At 65.6% G+C, this 22,922-nt stretch carries 21 protein-coding genes; 19 read left to right on the top strand and 2 right to left on the bottom strand.

The features are described from left to right. Positions 1-9: 9 nt before the first annotated feature. Entirely contained in the window at positions 10-312 is a 303-nt protein-coding gene (locus ACIDOCELLA78_RS84815) for a high-potential iron-sulfur protein (RefSeq protein ID WP_201728021.1), read from the top strand. Positions 313-485: 173 nt separating this feature from the next. On the opposite strand, the gene ACIDOCELLA78_RS84820 is transcribed toward ACIDOCELLA78_RS84815, so the two are convergent. Beyond that, complete coding sequence (locus tag ACIDOCELLA78_RS84820) at positions 486-1,076, bottom strand: heme-binding protein (RefSeq protein WP_201728022.1); 591 nt, start codon at positions 1,074-1,076, stop codon at positions 486-488. 370 nt (positions 1,077-1,446) lie between these two features. Between ACIDOCELLA78_RS84820 and ACIDOCELLA78_RS84825 the strand changes: the two genes are divergently transcribed. From ACIDOCELLA78_RS84825 to ACIDOCELLA78_RS84905, 17 genes are all read left to right on the top strand, one after another. Further along, positions 1,447-2,577, top strand: a complete 1,131-nt coding sequence (locus ACIDOCELLA78_RS84825) for an outer membrane beta-barrel protein (protein ID WP_249675202.1) — start codon at positions 1,447-1,449, stop codon at positions 2,575-2,577. Positions 2,578-2,896: 319 nt separating this feature from the next. Then, complete coding sequence (kdpF, locus tag ACIDOCELLA78_RS84830; RefSeq protein WP_374223235.1) at positions 2,897-2,983, top strand: K(+)-transporting ATPase subunit F; 87 nt, start codon at positions 2,897-2,899, stop codon at positions 2,981-2,983. A gap of 5 nt (positions 2,984-2,988) precedes the next feature. Beyond that, on the top strand, positions 2,989-3,129 hold the full coding sequence (locus ACIDOCELLA78_RS84835) for a hypothetical protein (RefSeq protein ID WP_201728025.1): 141 nt from the start codon (positions 2,989-2,991) through the stop codon (positions 3,127-3,129). 26 nt (positions 3,130-3,155) lie between these two features. Next, positions 3,156-4,853: a potassium-transporting ATPase subunit KdpA gene (kdpA, locus tag ACIDOCELLA78_RS84840; protein WP_201728026.1), complete on the top strand. Its 1,698-nt coding sequence runs from the start codon at positions 3,156-3,158 to the stop codon at positions 4,851-4,853. A gap of 11 nt (positions 4,854-4,864) precedes the next feature. Beyond that, complete coding sequence (gene kdpB, locus ACIDOCELLA78_RS84845) at positions 4,865-6,901, top strand: potassium-transporting ATPase subunit KdpB (protein WP_201728027.1); 2,037 nt, start codon at positions 4,865-4,867, stop codon at positions 6,899-6,901. 15 nt (positions 6,902-6,916) lie between these two features. Then, the gene (gene kdpC / locus ACIDOCELLA78_RS84850; protein ID WP_201728028.1) at positions 6,917-7,516 is read left to right on the top strand and encodes a potassium-transporting ATPase subunit KdpC; all 600 of its coding nucleotides are present in this window, start codon (positions 6,917-6,919) and stop codon (positions 7,514-7,516) included. A 59-nt stretch (positions 7,517-7,575) separates the two neighbouring features. Then, on the top strand, positions 7,576-10,179 hold the full coding sequence (locus ACIDOCELLA78_RS84855; RefSeq protein ID WP_201728029.1) for a sensor histidine kinase KdpD: 2,604 nt from the start codon (positions 7,576-7,578) through the stop codon (positions 10,177-10,179). Continuing rightward, positions 10,176-10,871 carry a response regulator gene (locus tag ACIDOCELLA78_RS84860; RefSeq protein ID WP_201728030.1) on the top strand — a complete coding sequence of 232 codons (696 nt, stop codon included), beginning with the start codon at positions 10,176-10,178 and terminating at the stop codon, positions 10,869-10,871. Before ACIDOCELLA78_RS84855 ends, ACIDOCELLA78_RS84860 begins: the two co-directional genes overlap by 4 nt. Before the next feature lie 137 nt (positions 10,872-11,008). Beyond that, positions 11,009-12,202, top strand: coding sequence for a transporter substrate-binding domain-containing protein (locus ACIDOCELLA78_RS84865; RefSeq protein WP_201728031.1), 1,194 nt, complete (start codon positions 11,009-11,011; stop codon positions 12,200-12,202). Further along, entirely contained in the window at positions 12,199-12,801 is a 603-nt protein-coding gene (locus ACIDOCELLA78_RS84870; protein WP_201728032.1) for an ANTAR domain-containing response regulator, read from the top strand. The genes ACIDOCELLA78_RS84865 and ACIDOCELLA78_RS84870 overlap by 4 nt, the downstream gene beginning before the upstream one ends. A gap of 286 nt (positions 12,802-13,087) precedes the next feature. Next, positions 13,088-13,969 (top strand): nitrilase family protein, encoded by an 882-nt coding sequence (locus ACIDOCELLA78_RS84875; RefSeq protein WP_201728033.1) that lies wholly within the window; start codon positions 13,088-13,090, stop codon positions 13,967-13,969. 63 nt (positions 13,970-14,032) lie between these two features. Further along, positions 14,033-15,286 (top strand): substrate-binding protein, encoded by a 1,254-nt coding sequence (locus ACIDOCELLA78_RS84880; RefSeq protein ID WP_201728034.1) that lies wholly within the window; start codon positions 14,033-14,035, stop codon positions 15,284-15,286. Positions 15,287-15,422: 136 nt separating this feature from the next. Further along, complete coding sequence (locus tag ACIDOCELLA78_RS84885; protein ID WP_201728035.1) at positions 15,423-16,295, top strand: branched-chain amino acid ABC transporter permease; 873 nt, start codon at positions 15,423-15,425, stop codon at positions 16,293-16,295. An 8-nt stretch (positions 16,296-16,303) separates the two neighbouring features. After that, entirely contained in the window at positions 16,304-17,314 is a 1,011-nt protein-coding gene (locus ACIDOCELLA78_RS84890; RefSeq protein ID WP_201728036.1) for a branched-chain amino acid ABC transporter permease, read from the top strand. Continuing rightward, the gene (locus ACIDOCELLA78_RS84895) at positions 17,307-18,035 is read left to right on the top strand and encodes an ATP-binding cassette domain-containing protein (protein WP_201728037.1); all 729 of its coding nucleotides are present in this window, start codon (positions 17,307-17,309) and stop codon (positions 18,033-18,035) included. Before ACIDOCELLA78_RS84890 ends, ACIDOCELLA78_RS84895 begins: the two co-directional genes overlap by 8 nt. Continuing rightward, positions 18,029-18,727, top strand: a complete 699-nt coding sequence (locus ACIDOCELLA78_RS84900; protein ID WP_201728038.1) for an ABC transporter ATP-binding protein — start codon at positions 18,029-18,031, stop codon at positions 18,725-18,727. The genes ACIDOCELLA78_RS84895 and ACIDOCELLA78_RS84900 overlap by 7 nt, the downstream gene beginning before the upstream one ends. Before the next feature lie 74 nt (positions 18,728-18,801). Further along, positions 18,802-20,334 carry an amidase gene (locus ACIDOCELLA78_RS84905; RefSeq protein ID WP_201728039.1) on the top strand — a complete coding sequence of 511 codons (1,533 nt, stop codon included), beginning with the start codon at positions 18,802-18,804 and terminating at the stop codon, positions 20,332-20,334. A gap of 132 nt (positions 20,335-20,466) precedes the next feature. Here ACIDOCELLA78_RS84905 and ACIDOCELLA78_RS84910 read toward each other — a convergent pair whose 3' ends face one another. Further along, on the bottom strand, positions 20,467-22,011 hold the full coding sequence (locus ACIDOCELLA78_RS84910) for an NAD(P)/FAD-dependent oxidoreductase (RefSeq protein ID WP_201728040.1): 1,545 nt from the start codon (positions 22,009-22,011) through the stop codon (positions 20,467-20,469). A 268-nt stretch (positions 22,012-22,279) separates the two neighbouring features. Between ACIDOCELLA78_RS84910 and ACIDOCELLA78_RS84915 the strand changes: the two genes are divergently transcribed. Further along, the gene (locus tag ACIDOCELLA78_RS84915) at positions 22,280-22,921 is read left to right on the top strand and encodes a DsbA family protein (RefSeq protein ID WP_201728041.1); all 642 of its coding nucleotides are present in this window, start codon (positions 22,280-22,282) and stop codon (positions 22,919-22,921) included. The last annotated feature ends 1 nt before the right edge of the window (position 22,922 follow it).

A 22,922-nucleotide genomic window follows, 5' to 3' on the forward strand; every position in this document is an offset into this window, starting at 1 on the left:
GAGCGCCGCATGATCCATTCAGCATCAACCCGCCGCCATGCCCTTCTCGCCGCCGCGGCGGGCCTTGCCGCCCTGGCCACGCGGGCGCGCGCGGCAGGGAGCGGTCCCGCGCCGGGTAGCCTGCGGGCCATGGTGCCCAGCGTGTCGAAAGCCGCTGTCGGATATGTCGACAGATCGCAACATGGCGAGGTCTGCGGCGCCTGCGTCTTGTTCAAGCCGCCAGAACAGGGTTCAACCGCGAGCCATTGCCACCTGGTCGCCGGCCCGATCAGCCCGGCCGGCTGGTGCGAAGCATGGATGAAGCGGGGCTAGTGTCCAGAATCTGAAATCCGATGGATTTCAGATTGAAAGTGGGCACTAGAGCGTCGTCCGCTCTGATGAGTCGGATATTGTGCTCTACCCCGGATCTCTCGCGCAACGCGCCGTGATGCTCCGCTCATCGGCAAGGCCGAACGAGTGCGAGGCGCGGCGGCTGGCCTGAAGCGCTATCGGTGCTCGACGGGAACGGCGACCTCGTTGCGGCGCAGCCAGGGCAGCGTCCAGGGCGGATCGTAGAACCAGGCGACGACGCTGCCCTCCGGCTGCCATGGTGAGTGAGCCAGTGTTGCGAGCAGCCTTTCGCTGTGGGCCGCGACCGAACCGGCGCCGGGGCTGCCGGAAAAACGCAGGACCGCCATCGTCTCGGCGGGAATCTCGACGAGCTGGACCGAGGGGTCATGCGGGCGCGGCGCGGTGGCCATCGTCATGCCGGCGGGCAGGAAGAAGCGGATGGTCCAGCGGCCATTGCTACCCTGCTGGGCGACCGGTGCTGTCATCGCGATCCGGCTGCCGCCGGCGCCAGCCTGCTCGACGGGGGCGGTCATCGCGATCTTCCCGCTGCCGCCGCCGGGCCTCGTGTTGGCGCCGAAAATGTAGGATGCGAGCTTGCGGAAGCCGGTGGAGCGGGAGCCGATCTCCCCGCCCTCGACGGTCGTTTCCGCCGCCAGCCGCGGCCCGTAGTTGCGAATCTGCACCGCGCCCACCCGTCCGGTGACGGTATAGCCGGGCTGCGGCGTGCCAGACCGGATTCCGAACACGGTACATCCTCCGAGAAGCAGGAGCGTGGGCAAAGCGGCGATCTTGCGCATCATCAGGAGGACATGGTGCGCCACCCCTGATCTGCAATCAATGGCGACGAAGTGCGATTTTTGTCAGCGATGGCGGGTTTTTCAATCCCCCGGATCGGATGATGCTCTGGCATCCTGTATCACGCGCACTGTATGTGCCATGCGAAAACCAAGCCTGCATGTCGGGACCAGGAAGAGATGCTGCCGACCTCTCCCGCGGTCTCTGCTTCGCCCGCCAATTCACGAAAGGTGACTGTCGCCCATGAGACCGATATCGAGAGTCCGGCATGCCGGTCGCCGGCCCGTCTGCGCACTGGCTGCCGCCTGTGGCGTGTCGATCATGACGGCACCCTTGGCCGCGGCAATGAGCTTGCCGGCACCGATGCATCTCGACGCCGGGCCACTGGGCACTCTCGAAGTTGCTGGCGGGGTCGATGGATACATGTATGCGCTGTCCGGTGCCGGCCGCGGCGCCGAGACCGGCCTGCTGGGCACTAGCAAGTCGACCGGCGCGGAGTTGATGAACGGCCTGATCAAGGTCGAAAAGCCCGACGGGCCTGTGCGTTTCACCCTCCAGGCCGGGGCGACGACGCCGTTCACGCTGGGGACGGCGCCAACACCGGCAACAGCGCAGGCATTCCCGACCGGGCCGCTCTATGCCGCCTACCTGACCCTCGCTCCGGTTCCTGGCTTCACGATTTCCGCTGGTCAGATCGGCTCCGTGGAAGGCTATGAATCCGCCATTGATTGGGAGAATGCGAACGTTCTGACGACGGACATCTTCTACGTCGAGAATGGCCAGAGCCTCGGTGTCACCGCGACCTACAATCGCGGCCCCTTCAGCGCCACCGCATCGCTCGGCGACGGGTTCAACACCGGCGTGTGGAATTTCCTTCAGGCGGATGTCAGCTATGCACCCGATGCTGCCAACAGCATCACGATATTCGGTGCGACCAATCTCGGCCGCACGGGGCCTCGCGCGCATGTCTACGGCTCCGCGACCACGCCCTATGCCGCATCCCATGTCGGGGCTGGCCCGCTGAGCGAATCGCCCCTCGTCAATTCGACAATGATCGGCGGGTTCTACTCATACACGTCGGGCAATCTGAACCTCGTGCCCGAACTGCAATATGTCTACGCGAAACCCGACCATCGGATCGGCCTGAACAGGGGTTCCAGCAATTTCGGCGCCGCCTTGTTCGCCGATTACCAGTTCGGCGCGTCGCCGTACTCGATCGGTGCCTGGGGCGAATATTTCGCCTCCAATGGCCCCGATCTCTGGTTCGCAAATCCGGGCTCGCGCGGGGTCGGCGTTTCGGTAACCCCGACTTGGCAAACCAGATATCTCTTCGCGCGCGCCGATCTCGGCTACCTGCACCTGACGAAAATCGGCGCCGGGCCGGCCTATGGCAGCAAAGGCACGGGTCGCAACCAGGTTACCGGCGTGATCGAGGCGGGTATCCTGTTCTGACTGCCACCGGCATGCGGCCGGGCAGGATGTTCGGCGGGGCGTGTACCCGTCGTCTCCGGTCCGGCTGGCGGCACCGCGCCCTCACGCTCATACGCCGCGCCGCATTTATACATTTTCTATACAAACTCGCCTGAATTCGGCCTCGAATCTTTACCGCCGCGCCGCCCATACTCCGAATTGCGTAATCGCCACACGACAAGGCCAATTCGGAGCCAGGCGCCATGACAGACCTTCTTTCCCTCTCGCTCGCCATCGCGCTGTTCGGCGCGCTTCTCCTCTACGTGAACGCCTGCGTGACGATCTGACGAAAGCCGCAGCGGTGATCGATCTGTGGGTCTCCGGCGTCGTCGCCATGCTGGTCCTCGTCTATCTCGTCTGGGCCTTGCTGCGACCTGAAGATTTCTGAACGCCATGGATGTCGCGGCGCACATCGCCGGCCTCGCCTCCGACGCCCTGATCTGCCTTGGCAGCGCCTGCGCCATCATCCTTGTCGTGCTGTGGATCTGGCAGGTGGTCCAACAGCTTCTCCACCGGCATTCGCCGGACCAGTAGCAATCCGGAACGGAATATCGCCCTCCATGACCTTGCACGGAATCGGGTTCATCGCCCTCGCGCTCGTTCTCGTCCTCGCTGCCGCCTTTCCGCTCGGCGCCTATCTGGCCCGCCTCTATCGCGGTGAGTGGCGCTTCTTCGCTGCAATCGAAGCGCCGGTCTATCGCCTCTGCGGGATCGATCCCACCCGCCAGATGGCCTGGAGCGCCTATGCCGTGGGCCTGTTGCTGCTCGCCCTGGTCCACGTCCTGCTGCTCTACGCGATCCTCCGGCTCCAGGATTACCTGCCCTTCAACCCCGAACATATCGGGGGCATGAGCCCCAGGCTCGCCTTCAACACGGCGATATCCTTCGCCACCAACACAAACTGGCAGGCCTACGCGCCCGAGAGCCAGATTTCCTATGGCGCGCAGATGTTCGGTCTTGCCGTGCACAACTTCCTCTCCGCGGCCGCCGGCCTCGCCGCGGCGGGCGCGCTCATGCGGGCCTTCGCCAGTGGCGGTATTCGCACGCTCGGTAATCTCTATGTCGATCTCGTCAGGATCACCCTCTATCTCCTGCTGCCGCTCGCCGTCATCGCCGCGATCCTGCTGATCGCTTCCGGCGTGCCGATGACGCTCGCCCCCGCTGCCCATGTCCATGCCCTCGCCGGCGGCATTCAGACCATTTCCCGCGGGCCGGTCGCGCTGCAGGAGGCGATCAAGGAACTGGGCACCAACGGCGGCGGGTTCTTCAACGCCAACGCGGCGCATCCGTTCGAAAACCCGACCGCCTGGACCAACCTTCTGGAAATCTGGCTGATCCTGGTCATCGGCTTCGCGCTGCCGATCGCCTTCGGCCATGTGGCGGGGCGCAAGCGCGACGGGCGGGCCCTGTTTGCGGCGATGGCGGTGATCCTCGCCTGCGGCATGCTGGGCGCCTATGCCGCGGAGGCGGCGAACAATCCCATCCTCGTCCATGCCGGGCTCGCGGCGCATCCCGGCAACATGGTGGGCAAGGAGGCGCGCTTCGGCATCGCGCAGTCCACCACGTTCAACATCGCGGCAACCGGAACCTCGACCGGCGCGGTCAATTCGGTAACAGACAGTTATCTGCCGCTCGGCGGGCTGGCCGCGCTCTTCATGATGCAGCTGGGCGAGATCGCGCCCGGCGGCGTCGGCTCGGGGCTCTATGGCATCGTGCTCTTCGCGCTGCTCGCCGTGTTCGTCGCCGGGTTGATGGTCGGCCGGACGCCGGAATATCTCGGCAAGAAGATCGAGGCGCGGGAGATGAAACTCGCGATGCTCGCGGTTCTGGTGCAGACCCTGGTCATCCTCGTCGGTGCCGGCGTCTCGCTGTTGAGCCCTTCGGGCCTCGCCTCGCTCGCCAATGCCGGGCCGCACGGTCTCTCCGAAATGCTCTATGGCTGGACTTCGGCCACCGAAAATAACGGCAGCGCCTTTGCCGGCCTCTCGGCGAACACGGCGCTGCTCGATTACGGGCTGGGCATCGCCATGCTGCTCGGCCGGTTCGCGGTGATGATCCCTGTGCTCGCAATCGCCGGATCACTCGGCGCCAAGCCGAGCCTGCCGCATTCCGAGGGCACCTTCCCGACCGATGGCCCGCTGTTCATCGGCCTGCTGATCGGCGTCATCGTCATCCTGGTCGGGCTGCAATTCATGCCGGTGGACCTGCTCGGCCCGATCGTCGAGCATTACCTCCTGCTCGCCGGCAAGACCTTCTGAGGAGCGCCGCCATGCCCCGCAACGTCGAGACGATCGGGCTGTTCGATCGCGATATCCTGCTCCGCGCACTGCGCGATGCCCTCGCCAAGACCAACCCGCGGACACTCTGCCGCAATCCGGTCATCTTCGTCACCGAGATCATCGCCCTGCTGACGACATCCGTCGGTATCCACGAAATGGTTTCAGGCCATAGCTGGGCATTCTCCATCGTCATCGCGGCCTGGCTGTGGATCACGGTGCTGTTCGCCACCTTCGCCGAGGCCGTCGCGGAAGGGCGCGGACGAGTGCGGGCAGAGAGCCTGCGGCGGGCGCGCAGCGACACGATGGCGAAGCGGCTCGACGATCCGGCGGACCGCGCCGCGTTCACCCTGGTCCCGGCGCCGCAGTTGCGGCGGGATGATCTCGTGCTCGTCGAGGCCGGAGACCTCGTCCCCGCCGATGGCGACATCGTCGAAGGCATCGCCAGCGTCAACGAAAGTGCCGTGACCGGCGAATCCGCCCCCGTCATCCGCGAGGCGGGCGGCGACCGCTCGGCGGTGACGGGCGGCACCGAGCTGGTGTCGGACTGGCTGGTCGTCCGCGTCACCGCCGAGCCGGGTTCGAGCTTTCTCGACCGGATGATCGCCCTGGTCGAGGGCGCGGCGCGGCGCAAGACGCCGAACGAGATCGCGCTCGACATCCTGCTCGCCGGCCTGACCATCGTGTTCGTGATCGTGGTGGTCACGCTGCCCGGCTTCGCGTCCTATTCACACGCGCGGCTCGGCATCGCCGAGCTTGCCGCGCTGTTCGTCTGCCTGATCCCGACCACGATCGGCGGGCTGCTTTCTGCCATCGGCATCGCCGGGATGGACCGGCTGGTGAGCTTCAACGTCATCGCCACCTCCGGCCGTGCCGTCGAGGCCTCCGGCGATGTCGACACGCTGCTGCTCGACAAGACGGGCACGATCACCTTCGGCAACCGCATGGCCTCGTCCTTCCATCCGGTGCCGGGCGTGGATGTGCGGCGCATGGCCGAGGCGGCCGCCTGCGCCTCGCTCGGCGACGAAACGCCGGAGGGGCGGTCGATCCTGCGGCTGGCGCGGGAGGAATTCGGCGCCGATCCGACGCTGCCAGAGGGGGCGGTCGTTGTGCCGTTCAGCGCGAATACACGGCTTTCCGGTCTCGATGCCGGCGAGCGGCGCTGGCGCAAGGGGGCGGTCGACGCCATCGTCGCGCTTGCCGGCGGCGCCGCGCCGGAGGCGTTCGGCGCGGCGGTGGACCGCATCGCGCGGGCCGGCGGCACGCCGCTCGGCCTGATGGCGGACGGCGCGCTGCTCGGCGTCATCGAGCTGAAGGATATCGTCAAGCCGGGAATCCGGGAGCGGTTCGAGGCGCTGCGGCGCATCGGCATCCGCACCGTCATGGTCACCGGCGATAACCGGGTGACAGCGAGCGTGATCGCCGCCGAGGCCGGCGTGGACGACGTGATCGCGCAGGCGACGCCGGAGGACAAGCTCGGCTACATCCGCGCGGCGCAGGCCGAGGGGCGGCTGGTCGCGATGTGCGGCGATGGCACGAACGACGCGCCGGCCCTGGCGCAGGCCGATGTCGGCGTCGCGATGCAGACCGGCACGCAGGCGGCACGCGAGGCGGGCAACATGGTCGATCTCGACAGCGACCCGACCAAGCTGATCGAGATCGTGCAGATCGGCAAGCAGCTGCTGATCACCCGCGGCGCGCTCACCACCTTTTCCATCGCCAACGACATCGCGAAATATTTCGCGATCCTGCCGGCGATTTTCGCCGCCAGCTACCCGCAGCTCGGCGCGCTCAACATCATGGGCCTGGCCTCGCCGGAAAGCGCCATTCTCTCGGCGGTAATCTTCAATGCGCTGGTCATCGTCGTGCTGGTGCCGCTGGCGCTGCGCGGCGTCGCCTTCCGGCCGATGGGGGCGGCGGCGCTGCTGCGGCGCAACCTGCTGATCTACGGGCTTGGCGGCATCGTCACACCGTTCGTCGGGATCAAGCTGGTCGACATGATCCTCGCCAGTTTCCACATCTTCAGCTGATCGAGCGAGGCCGTCATGTTGCGCGAACTCCGCCCCGTGGTTTCCCTTGTCATCGTGTTCACCCTGCTGCTCGGGCTGGTAGCACCGCTGGCGCTCACCGCGCTGGCGCAGCTCGTCTTTCCCTTCGAGGCGAATGGCAGCCTGATCCGGGTTCACGGAAAGCCGGTCGGCTCGGCGCTGATCGGGCAGGAGTTCCGCGGGCCGCAATGGTTCCACTCGCGCCCCTCGGCGCTGACCGGAACCAATGCGAAGGGCCAGACCATACCCACGCCCTATGACGCGGCGGAATCCGGCGGTTCCGATCTTGGGCCGACCAGCAAGGTGCTCATCTCCCATGTCGCCGCACGGATCGAAGCCTATCGCAAGGCCTATGGTCCAGGGCCGGTGCCGGACGATGCGGCGACATCGTCGGGGTCGGGGCTCGATCCGGACATCTCGCTGGCGAACGCGCTGCGGCAGGTGCGGGCGGTGGCCAAGGCGCGGGGAATGAAAGCGGCGGCGGTCGCGCGCCTGGTGCGCCGCCTCGCGGCGCGGCCGGCCTTCGGCGTGATCGGCACCGCGCATGTCGACGTGCTGCGGCTCAACCTCGCCCTCGTGAAACGGCCGCAAGCGTGACGCCGGAGAGCCGCGTCATGGGGCTTGCGCGCTTGCCGGGGATGGCGTGATCATCCCGCATGGGATCAGCATCGCCAGAGAATCGGCCCGATCCGGACGCGCTGCTCGCCCGCGCGAACAGCGACGGGCGCGGGCAGCTCAAGATTTTCCTCGGCGCCGCCCCCGGGGTCGGCAAGACCTGGGAGATGCTGGCCGCGGGACGGCGACGCTTCGAGACGGGAACAGATGTCGTCGTCGGCCTGGTCGAGACGCATGGGCGCGCCGAAACCGCCGGGCAACTCGGCGACCTGCCGGTGCTGCCAAGGCGCATCGTGCCCTATCGTGGCCGGCTGCTGGAGGAGTTCGATCTCGATGCGGCGCTGAAGCGGCGGCCGGCGCTGCTGCTGGTCGACGAACTCGCCCATGCCAACGCGCCGGGCCTGCGCCATGCCAAGCGCTGGCAGGACGTGGCGGCGCTGCTGGAGGCGGGGATCAATGTCTGGACCACGCTGAACGTTCAGCATCTGGAAAGCCTGAACGACCAGGTGGCGCGCATCACCGGTATCCGGGTGGCGGAAACCCTGCCCGATACGGTGCTCGGCCTCGCCGACGATATCGAGCTGATCGACCTGCCGCCGGAGGAGTTGCGGACGCGGCTGAAGCAGGGGCTGGTCTACCGGCCGGATGTCGCGCTTCGGGCGCTGGGCGGCTTCTTCCGGCCGGGGAATCTCGCCGCCCTGCGCGAGATGGCGCTGCGGCGGGTGGCGCAGCATGTCGATCGCGACATCGCCGCCTACATGCGCGCGCAGGCGATCGCCGGGCCGTGGCCGGCGGCGGAGCGGGTGATGGCGGTAGTCGAGGCGGGCGAGGCGGCGGAGCAGGTGGTCAGGCACGCCTCCCGGCTTGCCGAGGCGCTGCGCGCGCCGTTCTTCGCCTTCCATGCCGAGCGGGCGGCGACCGGCATGGCCGTGCAGCCGGCGCTCGATCTCGCGATCCAGCTTGGCGGCACCGTCGAGACGACGACGAACGCGGATGTGCTCGCGGCATTGCTCGACGCGGCGGCGCGGCAGAACGTCGCGCATATCGTGATCGCGCGGGGCGGGGGGCGGTGGCGGTGGCGCCGGGGCCTCGCCGCGCGGCTCGCGCGCGGGGCGCGGGCCTATGCGCTGCATGTCGTCCCCGATCCCGCGGCAAGCCGGCCGGCGCCGCCGCATCGCGCGCCCCCGCCGAGGCTGATGCCCTTCGGCCTCAGCCTCGGTATCATGATCGCGACGACCATCGTCGGGTTCGCCTTGCGCTTCCTGCTGCCGGCCGAGGCGATGGGCTATGTCTTCACGGCGATCGTCGTCGGCATGGCGAGCCTGTATGGCCGCAGCGTCGGCATCTTCGCGGCGCTGACCGGCTTCGTGCTGTGGAATTTCTTCTTTCTCCCGCCGATCTACACGTTTTCGGTCACCAATCCCCGCGACGTGACCGCGCTCTTCGCCTTTCTCGTCGTTGGCGTGCTCACCGGCTCGCTGGCCGGGCGGGTGCGGGCGGAAGCCGAGGCGGCGCGCACGCGGATCGAGGCGCTGCGGCGGATCACGCTGTTCGGCCGCGCGCTGGCGCAGGTTTCGGACGAGGCGGGGCTCGCCGCGGTGGTGGAGGCGGAGGCGCGGGCGCTGGCCGGCGAGGCGGCGCTGCTCATCGCCCGGGCGGGCCGGCTGCCCCCGGCCAGCGGGTTCGACGAGACGGCGGTGGCGGCGGCGGAATTCGCCTGGCGCAACCGTGTCGCCACCGGCTTGGGCACGACGACGCTGCCCGCATCGGCCTGGCGGTTCCAGCCGCTGGCGACCGAGGCGGGGGCGATCGGCGTGCTCGGCGTGCGGCCGGAAACCCCGCCGGCCGAGCCGGTGATCCAGACGCTCGGCGCGCTCGCCGACCAGGCCGCGCTGGCCGCCGAACGGCTCCGGCTCGCCACCAGCGCGGCCGAGGCGCGGGCGCATGAATCGACGCAGCGCCTGCGCACGGCGCTGCTCTCCTCGCTCTCGCACGACCTGCGCACGCCGCTGACCGCGATCCGCGGCGCGGCCGAAACGCTGGCGGAATCGGATGACGACCTGCCGGAGGCGACAAGGCGCGACCTGCTGGCCAGCATCGTCCAGGATGTCGGGCGGATGACGCGGTTTCTCGCCAATATCACCGGGATGGCGCGGATCGAGACCGGCGAGATCGTCGCCCGGCACGAGAGGGTGGATCTCGCGCCGGTGGTGGAACTCGCGGTCGCACGGGTGAGCGAGGCGTTCCACACCGCGGTCAACATCCCCGAGGACGCGGCCACGGTGCGCGCCGACCCGGCGCTGCTCGAACAGGTGCTGGTCAATCTGCTGGAGAACGCGGTGAAATACGGGCCCGAGGGCGGGGCGATCTCGGTGTTCGCGCGGCGCGCGGGGGAGGTCGTCGTGCTGTCTGTCGCCGATGAGGGGGTGGGGATTCCGCCCGAGGACCTGCCGCATGTGTTCGACAGTTTCTTCCGGGTGGTCCGCGGCGACCGGGTGGCGCCGGGCACCGGGCTCGGGCTCGCGATCGCGCGGGCCTTCGTCGAGGCGATGGGCGGGACGATCGCCGCCGAAAGCCCGCGGCGCGACCTGCCGGCGGACGGGCTGCCGGGGACGATCATCCGCGTGGAGCTGAAACAGCCATGACCGAGGCGAAACGGATCGAGACGGGCCGCGTGCTGGTGGTGGATGACGAGCCGCAGATCCACCGCTTCCTCAAGCCGGCGCTGGAAGCGGCGGGATATCTCGTGCTGCGGGCGGATCGGGGGGCGGAGGCGTTGCGGCTGGCGGCGACGCTGGTGCCGGACGTGATCCTGCTCGATCTCGGCCTGCCCGATCTCGATGGGCAGGACGTGATCGTGAAGCTGCGCGAATTCTCCGAGGTGCCGGTGATCGTGCTCTCCGCGCGGGACCAGGAGGCGCAGAAGATCGCGGCGTTCGACGCGGGCGCGAACGACTATGTCGAGAAACCCTTCGGCCTCGGCGAACTGCTCGCGCGCATCCGCAACGCCTTCCGCCTGATCGCGACCGGCCAGGGCGTGCCGACCGAGCTGATCGTCTTCGACGGGCTGCGGATCGACGAGGCGGCCCGCAGCGTCAGCCTCGATGGCGCGGAAATTCATTTCACGAAAACCGAATTCCGGATTCTCACAGCCCTGGTGCGGCATCGCGGCAAGCTGGTGACGCATGACGACATCCTGCGCGCCGGCTGGGGCGGGGTGCACGAGTCCGACCGCACCTATATCCGCATCTATATCCGCAATATCCGCCAGAAACTCGGCGCCTTCGCCGACAACCACATTCGGACCCGGCCGGGGCTCGGCTACATCGTCGAGTAAAGTCCCCGCGCGCGGCGACGCCGCGTTGTCCGAGAGGGGCGGGCCGACCGACCCGTGATGTCCGCTTGCATCGCAAGATCGGCGTCGGCACTATCGCGGCTGGACAGTCTTGTCCGTTCAGGATCGAAGAGGTTTGCTTGCAGAACGATACGCTCGCCAATAATCGCGATGCATGGCGGGTTGGAATCCTGTTTTCACGCTCGGGCGTGATGCGGATTCCCCAATCCGAGCATTTCTTCGGCACCGCGCTGGCCATCGAGGAGGTCAATGCGGCCGGAGGAATTCTCGGGCGTCCCGTCGAGCCCATCGCCTATGATCCGGGCTCGAACCCGGCGGCCTATCGCGAGCTTGCCGAGCGCCTGCTCATCGACGACGGCGTGCAGATCATTTTCGGCTGTTCGACCTCCGCCGAACGCAAGGCGGTGCTGCCCTCGATCGAGCGCTGGAACGGCCTTTTATGGTATCCCTCGCTCTATGAAGGTTTCGAATACTCGCCGAACGTCATCTATACGGGCGCGGTTCCGAACCAGAACAGCATCCAGCTTGCCAGGTATCTTGCCGGGCGGCACGGATCGCGGATTTTCCTGATCGGCTCCGACTACATCTATCCGCGCGAATCCAATCGGGTGATGAAGGAACTGGTCGATGCGGCGCAGGGCGAGATCGTCGGCGAGGAATATTTCCCGCTGGTGCTCGCGGATCGCACCTTCGATGCAACCCTCGACCGGCTCTGCCGCATCCGGCCGGATGCGATTTTCTCCACGCTTGTCGGCGAAGCCGGCATTGCGTTCTATCGCCAATATGCCGAGACGAAGCTGTTCGCCGCCGGCATCCCGATCGCCAGCCTGACCATGGCGGAGGGCGAACTCGCCGAGATCGGCGGCGAGCGGGCCGCTGGACACATCACGGCGGCCCCGTATTTCTCCACGGTGGCAACGCCGGCCAACCGGCAGTTCAGCGAGCGGTTTCGCGCGAAGTTCGGCGAGGGTTGCCCGATCAGCATGTATGCGGAAGCGGCTTATTGCCAGGTGCATCTTTTCGCGCAGGCCCTTGCGGCCTGCGGCACCACTACCCCGCAGGTGCTCGCCCGCGAAGCGCTCGGCGCCGAGTTTCACGCCCCCCAGGGGGTGGTAACGATCGACCCTGACAACAATCACGCCTATGTCACCCCGCGCATCGGAATCGCCACGGCGGATTGCACCTTCAGGATCGTTCACGAGGAGACCGAGCCGGTCAAACCCGATCCCTACCTCGTCAGCCACGATTACGATCAAGGCGGCTTCGCCCCAAGCGCCCCGGGGCGGCCTGGCGTTCAGGATATCTCCGCATGATGGACCTGCGGATCCTTCGCGAACTGCGTGACCTGCGGGTTCTCATCGCTCACCCGCATGATGGGGATGGCGACGAGCTGGTGCGCCAACTCCGGCGGATTGGCTGCGATGTCAGCCATGTCTGGCCGGCAGCGGCGAAGGCGAGCGAACGCGCCGATGTCGTCTTCTTCCTCGTCGAACACGAGTCGGCGACGCAGCGCGGCTTCAGCTACGACGACACGAGCCTGACCCGGATTGCCGTCGTCAATGCGGAGAGCCCGCTGACCTTGCGGGCGCTGATGGATGCCCGCGCCCATGCGGTGATCATGAAACCGATCCGGCCGATCGGTATCCTGACCAACCTCGTCCTCGCGCGGTCCCTGCAATCCTACGAGGCGAAGCTGTCGTCGAAAGTGGCCAAGCTCGAGGAAACCATGAAATCGCAGCGCCTCATCGCCAAGGCCACCCGGATCATCATGGCGAAGGAATCCATTTCCGAAAACGAGGCCTATACCCTGCTTCGCCGCCAGGCCATGAAGAAGCGGGTCTCGATGGCGTCGATCGCCGATGCGGTGACCCGTGCAGAGGAACTGCTCGAAGGCATCCGCAACGCGCCCTGACCCGCGCCGCGGCAAGATGCCAGCGCGTTTCGGCACCCCGTCGCAGCTTCAAACCCGCCCGCTCGGCTAGAGCGTCATCCGATCCGGATGGATCGGAAAGTGCTCTAAAATTCATGTTGACAGCGCGCGCATGAGCGGAACAACATGCTTGGGCCCCGTCAAGATATGCCGGGGACCGGCGAGCAGGGTTGCTTGCCACCATATCAAGGGCAAGTCCGCCCTCGTCCCGCTCCCGTCACGTCATGGGGGCAGGCCGAGGGCTATTTTTTTTGGGGAGTGCTGTCTGATGGCCGAGCAGTCCGGGAGCCGCAACATGGTGCGGGTGGCGTGCCTCCAGATGGAGCCGCATGTCGGCGAGAAGGACGCCAATCTCGACGTCAGTCTCGGATTGATCGAACAGGCGGCGGCAAATGGCGCGAAACTGCTCGTGCTGCCGGAGCTTTGCAATTCGGGCTATGTGTTCAGGAGCCGGGGGGAAGCATTCTCCCTGGCGGAGCCGATCCCCGACGGGCCGACCGTCCGCCGCTGGGAGGCCGCCGCGTCGTCCCACGATGTCTACATCGCCGCCGGAATCGCCGAGCGTGATGGCGACAGCCTCTATAACGCGGCGGTGCTGATCGGACCTTCAGGCTATATCGGGACATTCCGGAAGGTGCATCTCTGGAACGAGGAAACCCTTTATTTCGAACCCGGAAATCTCGGATTTCCGGTCTTCCACACGCCGATCGGCCGCATTGGCATGGCGATCTGCTACGATGGCTGGTTTCCCGAAACCTATCGGCTGAACGCGCTCGCCGGCGCCGACATCGTCTGCGTGCCGACGAACTGGGTGCCGATCCCCGGCCAGGCCGAGGGGCGCGAGGCGATGGCGAACATTCTCGTCATGGCCGCTGCACATTCGAATTCGCTGTTCATCGCCGCGGCTGACCGGGTCGGCACCGAACGCGATCAGCCATTCGAGGGCCAGAGCCTGATCGTCAGCTACACCGGATGGCCGGTCGCAGGGCCCGCCAGCCGGACACGGCAGGAGATCATCTACGCGGATGTGAATCTCCAGGATGCCCGCCGCGGCCGGAACTGGAACGATTTCAACCAGGTCCTCCGCGATCGGCGGACGGATGTCTACGATGAAATGCTCGGTGCCGACGTGCCGCGTGGATGGTACTGAGCACCCGCGTCCAACGATAAAAACCAACGGGATACGCCAGCCCCTAACCCCAAGGAGGATAACATGAGTGAAAAGCCGAATTCCGCTAACGGCGTGAACCGCCGCTCTGTTCTGTTGGGCAGCCTTGGCGCGGCCTCCGCCCTTGGCGCGCCGGCGGTCATCCGCAGCGCCTATGCCGCGGCACCGATCAAGGTGGGCGTGATCTCGCCTCTCACCGGCGCATGGACGGTCTATGGCAAGGCGCATTCCGAGGGGTTCAAACTCGCGGTCGATGAAATCAATGCTGCCGGCGGCGTGCTCGGCCGCAAATTCGAAATCATCATGGCGGATTCCAAGACCGAGCCGCGCATCGTCGCCGAGCAGGCCAACCGGCTGATCCGCGAGGAGGGCGTCGACTTTCTGGCCGGCACATTCTCGAGCGCCGAGCGCAACGCTGCGGGCCCCGTTGTCACCGCGGGGAACAAGGTGCTGCTCTACCCCACCTTCTATGAAGGCCAGCAGCAGAAATATTTCCCTGGCGTCTGCAACCCGAACATCTTCATGTTCGGCCCGGTGCCGAGCCAGCAGGTCTGGCCGCATCTGCCCTACATGATGAAGAACCACGGCAAGAAATTCTTCATGGTCGGTTCGGACTATGTCTGGCCGCGGGTGACCAACGCCGTGACGAAGAAGCGCCTGGTCGAGCTGGGCGGCGAAGTCGTCGAGGAAATCTACATCCCGTTCAATACGCCGCAATACGACTCGGTGCTCTCCAAGATCCGCAATTCCGGCGCGAACGTGATTTTCCTCTCCCTCACCGGCAGCGACACCATCAATTTCCGCAAGCAGTTCGTCTCCGCCGGCATGAAAAAGGATTTCACCCTCTGGACGGTGGATGACGAGGAAGTCGTGACCAGCGCGCTCGGCCCCGAAGCCTCGGCCGGCACCTATGTCAGCTTCGACTATTTCATGTCGATCAAGCAGGCGAACAACGACGCCTTCCTCAAGAAGTTCCGCGCGAAATTCGGGCAGAACGCGCTGATGGATACGGTCGGCGTCGCGATGTACAATGCCGGCCACATGGCGGCGATGGCGATCGCCAAAACCGGCAAGGTCTCGACCGATGGCCTGCGCCAGGGACTTGCCGGCCTGACCTTCGACAAGGCGCCGCAAGGCAGCGTCACGATGCGGGCGATCGATAACCAGGCGATCCTGCCCTCCTACCTCATGCGTGTCCGCGACCACTGGACCGGAACCGGGGACATGTTCGAGCAGGTGCAATACTTCCCGGACGTGACACCCGCGACCGCCAGTTGCGCCCATCTGCCGCTGAACTGATCCCGAGCGTGCGGGCAGGCGGGCGCTTCGCCAGCCTGCCCGCACGGCAAGGATTTCCTGCAATCCGGTCCCGGCGCGCCGGCGTGCTCGCCCTGAGGCTGGAACAAGACGAGGCTCCGACCGCAATGTATCGATCATGACCCACGAAACGGTGTTTCACGCCATCCTGTCCCTCGCCATCCAGGGCACGCTCATCACCTTCGTCTACGCCCTTGCCGCGCTCGGCCTTGCCGTCGTCTTCGGATTGATCGGGGTGATCAACATGGCCCATGGCGCGATGATCACGCTCGGGGCTTATTTCACCTGGGCTTGCCTCTCGGCGGGGCTGCCTTTCGGCCTCGCTGTTCTCGTCGCGGTCGCCGGCGTCGGGCTCGTCGGCCTGATCGTCGAGCACGCGCTGATCCGCCATTTCTACGACAAGCCGTTCGAGACGCTTCTGCTCACCTGGGGGCTTTTCCTGATCCTGACCGAGCTGATCAAGATCGCCTTCGGCAGCGATATCCGCACCATCCCCACGCCGCTGCCCAGCGCCATCGCCTTTCTCGGCTTCCATATTCCCGAATACGAAGCTCTCGTCGCGCTGCTCAGCGCGGCCCTGCTCGGCGCCATCGGCCTCGTCTTCTACAAGACGTCTTACGGCATCAAGATCCGCGCCCTGACCCAGAATCGCGAGGTTGCCGGCCTGCTCGGCCTCAATGTCGCGGCGACCTACAAGATCGTCTTCGTCGCCGGCGCGATGCTTGCGGGGCTTGCGGGCGCGTTGATGTCCCCGATCCTGAGCATCGATCCGACGATCGGCAACATCTATCTCGTCCGCTCGTTTTTCGTCGTGATCGTCGGCGGCATCGGCCAACTGCTCGGCGGCACGCTGGCCGGCAGCTTCCTGATCGGCGGCTCGCAGACCATCTTCGGTGCCTTCTCCAGCCAGGTCATCGCGCAGACCATCGTCTTCGCGCTTGCCATCGTCGTGCTGCGGTTCCGTCCCACCGGAGTGTTCAAGGAAAAATGAGCAACGCGATGTCAAACACCCGACCGGTCCCGCCGATGCCGCGAATCAGCCTGCGCTCGGAATCGGCTGCGGCGATCGTGGTATTCGCCGTCCTCGCACTGCTGCCCCTCATGATGGGCGGCTACGTCATTTATGTCCTGCCGCAATATCTGATCTATGGCGTTCTCGCGATGTCGCTCGGCATGCTCTGGGGCTATGCGGGCATCCTCAGCTTCGGCCAGGCGGCGTTCTTCGCCCTCGGCGCCTATGCGATGGGCCTCGCCATGAAGGCCGGCTTCGGCGCCGGCGATGGATATCTCGGTCTGCTGGCGGCAATCGTCGTCGGCGCCGGCCTTGCGTTCCTGGTTGGCTATTTCCTGTTCAGCGCCGGCGTGCGGGATATCTATTTCGTCCTGATCACCCTCGCATTGTCGATCATGGTCCAGCAGATCGCCATCAGCCAGTCCTCGCTCACCGGCGGATTCAACGGGATGTACATCCCGCGGATGGACCTCGCGCTTGGCCCGCTCGGCCGCGTGTCTCTCGCGCATGACCGCGCGATCTACTATCTGGTTCTGCCGGTGACGGTCGCGATCTATGCCGGATTGCGGCGCCTCACCCGCAGCGATTTCGGCAAGGTGCTGGTCGGCATTCGCGAGAACGAGGGCCGCACGCTTTCGCTCGGCTTCGACACTTCGTGGTACAAGACCATCGCCTTCACCATCTCGGGCGCGGTCGCGTGTTTTGCCGGCGCCCTGTACGGGGCGCATGCCGAATTCGTGTCCCCTTCGCTCGCCAGCGTCGCGTTTTCGACGGAGGTGGTGATCTGGGTTGCGATCGGCGGCAGGCAGTCGCTGCTCGGCGCGCTGCTCGGCGGCCTCGGCGTGGCGGCGCTTTCGAACTATCTCGATGGTTTGTCGCCGGTATTCTGGCAGCTGATTCTCGGCGGAATCTTCGTCGCCGTGATCATCGCCTTCAAGGGCGGCATCGCCGGCGCGCTCGGCCGCCTTGTCGCGCGCAAGGATGACGCCCATGGCTGAGTTTCTCAGGATCTCGAAACTGACCAAGCATTTCCGCGGCCTGGTGGCGAATGAGGATGTCGATTTCACCCTCGGCAGTGGCGACGTGCGCTGCATCATCGGGCCGAACGGCGCCGGCAAGACGACCTTCATCAGCATGATTTCCGGCCATGTCGTGCCGACATCGGGGCGCATCGCGTTCAAGGGGCGCGACATCACTCCCATGAGCGTTCCAGGGCGGGCCCGGCTCGGCATCGGCCGCAAGTTCCAGACACCCTCGGTGTTCGACAACCTGACGGTCGCTGAAAATATCGAGCTTGCCTCGATCGGCAAGCACGCGGAAGGCGCAGACCGGCGCGCCCGCATGGGCGAGGTGCTGCAACTGACCAGGCTGGAGGCGTTTGCATCGAAGCCGGCGCTCACCCTTTCCCACGGGCAGCGCCAATGGCTCGAGATCGGCATGCTGCTGGCCAATCGTGCCGAGCTGCTCCTGCTCGACGAGCCGACGGCGGGGATGAGCGCGGAGGAAACGCACGCGACCGCGGCGCTCATCAAGACGCTCGCCGCCGAATTCGGCATCGCGATCGTCATCATCGAGCACGACATCAACTTCATCCGCGACCTCGGCGCGCCGGTCACCGTGCTGCATCTCGGCCGGGTTCTCATGGAGGGCGATTTCGCCGCTGTCAGCGAGAACGACGATGTGCGCAATGTCTATCTGGGCGGAGAGTGGGAATGCTGAGCGCGACCGGCCTGCATGTCGGCTACGGGCCGATCGAGGTCATCCATGGCATCGACTTCAAGGTCGAGACCGGCGAGATCGTCGGCCTTCTCGGCCGCAACGGCATGGGCAAGACGACCCTGATCCGCGGCCTGAACGGATCGCTGCCCGCGCGTTCCGGGCGTGTCGTGCTCGACGGGGAAGATATCACCCATCTGCCGATGCATCTCCGCTCCCGGCGCGGCATCGCGACCATCGTTCAGGGGCGTGGCATCTTCCCAAAGCTCACGGTCTGGGAAAACCTCGAAATGGGGCGGATTGCCGGCGGCGGGCAGAAGGTGAGCCGGCTTGACGAGGTGATCGGCTATTTCCCGCGGCTCGGCGAACGCCTGAAGCAGCTTGCGGGTTCGATGAGCGGCGGCGAGCAGCAGATGCTCGCGATCGGCCGCAGTCTGATGAGCCATCCGAAGGTTCTCCTGCTCGACGAACCGTCCGACGGCATCATGCCGATCCTCGTCCAGCAGATCGCGAAAATCCTCGCGGAAATCAATCGCAGGGAAAAGATGACGATCGTGATCGTCGAGCAGAACGTCCCGATGGTGTTCTCGCTCACCTCTCATTGCATCATTCTCGAGAAGGGGCGCATCGTCGCCGAAGGCAATCGCGACGATATCGCCGACAGCGAGATCATGAAGGAATATCTCGCACTCTGAAGCGTGTTCCGGCCCGCCCGGATCGGGCGGCCGGCTGTCTGGTTCACGACTGGCCTGTTTTTGGGGAGGACTGAATGACACTTCATACCGTCAAGGTTCCGTCGCTCGCGACTCTGCGTGATGTGGCGGCCGAACTGGGCATGAGTTTCGACGAGACCGATCTCGCCGGACACCATGAAGCGATTGCCTCGAGCATCGCCGCCCTGCAACTCGTCGACCGCATGCAGGACGAACTGCCCGAGGTCCGTTATCCACGGCTGCCCGGCCAGCGCGTCGCCCCGGAGGAGAACCGGCTCGGTGCGTGGGCGATCAAGTCCGTGATCGAGGGCGCCGCCACCGGCCCACTCAAGGGCAAGACCGTCGTGATCAAGGACAATGTCTGTGTCGCCGGTCTGCCGATGTCCAACGGCGCCTCGACCCTGGACGGCTACATGCCTGAAGTCGACGCGACGGTCGTCACCCGCATCCTCGATGCCGGCGGCACCATCGTCGGCAAATCGGTCTGCGAATATTTCTGCTTCTCGGGTGGCAGCCATACCAGTTCGAGCGGCCCGGTGCACAATCCGCACCGGCACGGGCACTCGGCCGGCGGCTCGTCTTCGGGCAGCGCCGCACTCGTGGCGTCGGGTGAGGTGGATATGGCGCTCGGCGGCGACCAGGGCGGATCGATCCGCATGCCCTCGGCCTTCTGCGGCACCTACGGCATGAAGCCGACTCACGGGCTCGTGCCCTATACCGGCATCATGCCGATCGAACTCACCCTCGATCACACCGGGCCGATCACCGCGACGGTCGAGGACAACGCCCGCCTGCTCGATGTCCTTGCCGGCCCCGATGGGCTGGACCCGCGTCAATACGGTGGCGATCGGGCATACGCTCATGTCGAGGCGCTCGGCCTGGGCGTGAAGGGCATGCGGATCGGCGTTGTCCAGGAAGGGTTCGGCCATCCGCAGTCCGAAGCCGCGAGCGATACCCTCGTCCGCGCCGCCGCCGAGCGCTACAGGGCGATGGGTGCCGAGGTCGAAACCGTCTCGATCCCGATGCACACGGTCGGGCCGGCGATCTGGCTCGCCGTGGCCGCCGAGGGGGCGACGATGCAGATGATGCATGGCAACGGGTTCGGCTTCAACTGGCAGGGCCTCTACCTGACCTCGCTGATGGACCGCCACGCCGTGTGGCGCGACCGGGCGGACGAGTTGTCGGACACGCTGAAGAACACCATGCTCCTCGGCCATTACATGACCAGGACCCATGGCGGCCGCTACTACGCGAAGGGGCAGAACCTCGTCCGCCGCCTGCGCGCCGCCTACGACGCCGCCTTGCAGCGCTTCGACCTCCTGCTGATGCCGACCGTCCCCATGGTCGCGCCACCGTTGCCGGATGCCGATGCCCCGGTCACCGAGATCCTGCAGCGGGGCTTCGAGATGCTGCCCAACACCTGTCCGTTCGACTGCACGCATCATCCGGCCATGAGCATTCCTTGCGGCAAGGTGGACGGACTTCCGGTCGGGATGATGCTGATCGGCCGGCTATATGACGAGCGATCGATCTATCGTGCCGCTTCAGGTTTCGAGAGCGGTGTGGACTGGACCGCGATATCGGCATAGCGAGGTCTCCGATCCTTCGGGGTCGGATGCGGCGCTCCGCGATATCGGCAATCACGGCATCCTTGTCCGATCAGATGAATTCATCTGATCGGATGATGCCCTATCGTCAGCCCGCCTCTGGCAGCATGGAACTCAGTCGGAACTGGCCATCGGCACGAGCGGCGAGGTTTCGGTCACCTGGCGGTAGGCGCGGTGATAATTCCGGGACGACGATGTTGTCCCCTCCTCGTGGTATTCCGCGTCCTGGTTGACCTTCCAGAGATCATAGACCTGCTTTCCCGCCAGGATGTTTTCGGCGGCCAATATGGCCGTCATCATCGCATGGTCCTGATTGTTGTATTTATGCATGCCGTTTCGGCCGATCAGGTGCAGGTTCGGGCAGGTCGCCTCAAGGTCCGTCCTGATCGTATCGATATGTTTCTGGTAGTGGTCGTCATAGACCGGATAGGCCTTTCTCTGGCGAACGACGGTCCCTTCGAGAATATCGTCCCGTGTCGCAAGGCCGAGCCTGACGAGTTCGCTGGTGGCGAGTTCGACCAGCGCCTCGTCAGCCGAAGCCCAGAGACCATCGCCCTCGAAACAGAAATACTCCAGCCCGTAACAATTCAGCGTCGGGTCGGGAACCATTTCCGGTGACCATGACTTGAAATTCTGGATTCGCCCGACCTTGACGCTCGGATCGTGGATGTAGATCCAGTTATCGTCGAAGAGCGACCGGTCCTTGAGGATCAGCGCGACGGTGAGAAAATCGCGATATTTGAGCGCGTCCGCCGCCGCCAGCGTGTCGCCGTCCAGCCGCGGCTGGATCGCATGGCACAACTCACGCATGGGCATCGTCGAAATCACATGGGTCGCATGAAACGCGTGACGAGCGCCGGCCTGATCCTCGGCGACGACCGTCCATGACGCGTCGTCTTCCGGCGTGATGGTGACAACCTTCAGGCCTTTGCGGATTTCGCCGCCCTGGCGTTCGATCTTGGCGGCCGCCGCCTCCCAGAGCATTCCGGGGCCGCGCCGCGGATAGCGGAAACTGTCGATCAGGGTCTTGATGACCTGCTCACGCGGCTTTTTGCCCGATTGCGGGATGAGCGCGTGCTTGATCGCCTGCGACAGCGACAATCCCTTGATCCGCTGCGCCGCCCAGTCCGCCGAAATCTTGTTGCAGGCCATGCCCCAGACCTTTTCCGTGTAGGTACGGAAAAAGATCCGGAACAGCCGCTTGCCGAACTTGTTGGTTACCCAGTCTTCGAAATTGGTGGGGTTGGCGATCGGAAAGAGCCGCGCCTTCGCATAGGACAGAACGCACCGCACCGCCTCGAACACGCCGAGTTTCAGCAGCGCGTCCATCGCCCGCAGCGGATAGTCGAACAGCTTCTGGCGGTAATAGATCCGTGATTTCCGCGGGCGGACAAGAAATCCTTCGTCGAGAATCTCGTCCCACAGCGCCTCGATTTCCTCGGATTTCGAGAAGAAGCGATGCCCGCCGATATCGAACGCGAAGCCCTTGTAGGTCTCGGTGCGGGAAATGCCGCCGACATAAACCGGATCCTGTTCCAGCACGGTCACGGTCATGCCGTTGCGGCTGAGCAGATACGCGGCAGTCAAACCCGCCGGCCCCGCGCCGATACAAATCGCTGATACTTTTTTGGGGTTGGATAAAAAATTAGAAGGCGACATAAATTATTAACCTTATCGAGACATAAAATAGAGTAATACAATTCATGAATACGATATTCAGAAAGATATTCTTGGTCAATAGGTGATCGTATCAATTTCCGATGCGGTTTCCGGTCACCGCAAACAATGGTATTCAAACCAGGCTCGACGGAAAAATTTGTTGCGCCATCCGCGCTGCTTCCGGTCTTCCCGCTGGGCGCCGGTGACGTTGAATTTCGCCGGGCGGCAGTCCAGCGACTGTCTGGTCCAGGAACCGTAGGGGGCGAAAATGAGTGATCCGGTCTTGGTGTTCTGGTCGTTCCGCAGCCCGTATTGCTACATCGCGCTGCCGCGCCTCATCGCTTTGTCGGAAGCGCATGGCGTCGCGCTGGAGATGCGGATCGTGCATCCGGCCGCCTTGCGCAACCCGGAGTACTTCCGGACCATGAACCCCCTCGCGCGTCCCTATTTCCTGCGTGACAGCGCGCGCGAGGCGGCGGCGCACGGCATGCCGTTCCGCCGCCCCGTGCCAGATCCGGTCGCGCAGGACCCGACGACGCTCGCCATCGCGGCGGCGCAGCCGCTGGCGCGCCGGCTGGGCCGCCTCGGGGTTGCGGGGTCGCAGCGCGGACGCGGCGTTGCCTTTTGCCTTGAAGTGTCCCGCCTGCTCTGGGATGGCCAGGTCGATGGCTGGGATACCGGCGAGCATCTCGCCCGCGCCGCCGCCCGCGCGGGGCTCGACCTTGCGGCGCTTGATGCGGCGATCGCCGCCGATCCCGACGGGTATGAGGCGGTGCTGGCGCGGAACGACCGGGATCTGCGCGCCGCCGGCCACTGGGGCGTGCCAACCATGGTCTGGCACGGCGAGCCCTTTTTCGGCCAGGACCGGATCGGCACGCTGGCCTGGCGCCTGCGCGGCGTTGCCGGGTAGG

It is taken from the genome of Acidocella sp. C78 (assembly GCF_907164655.1).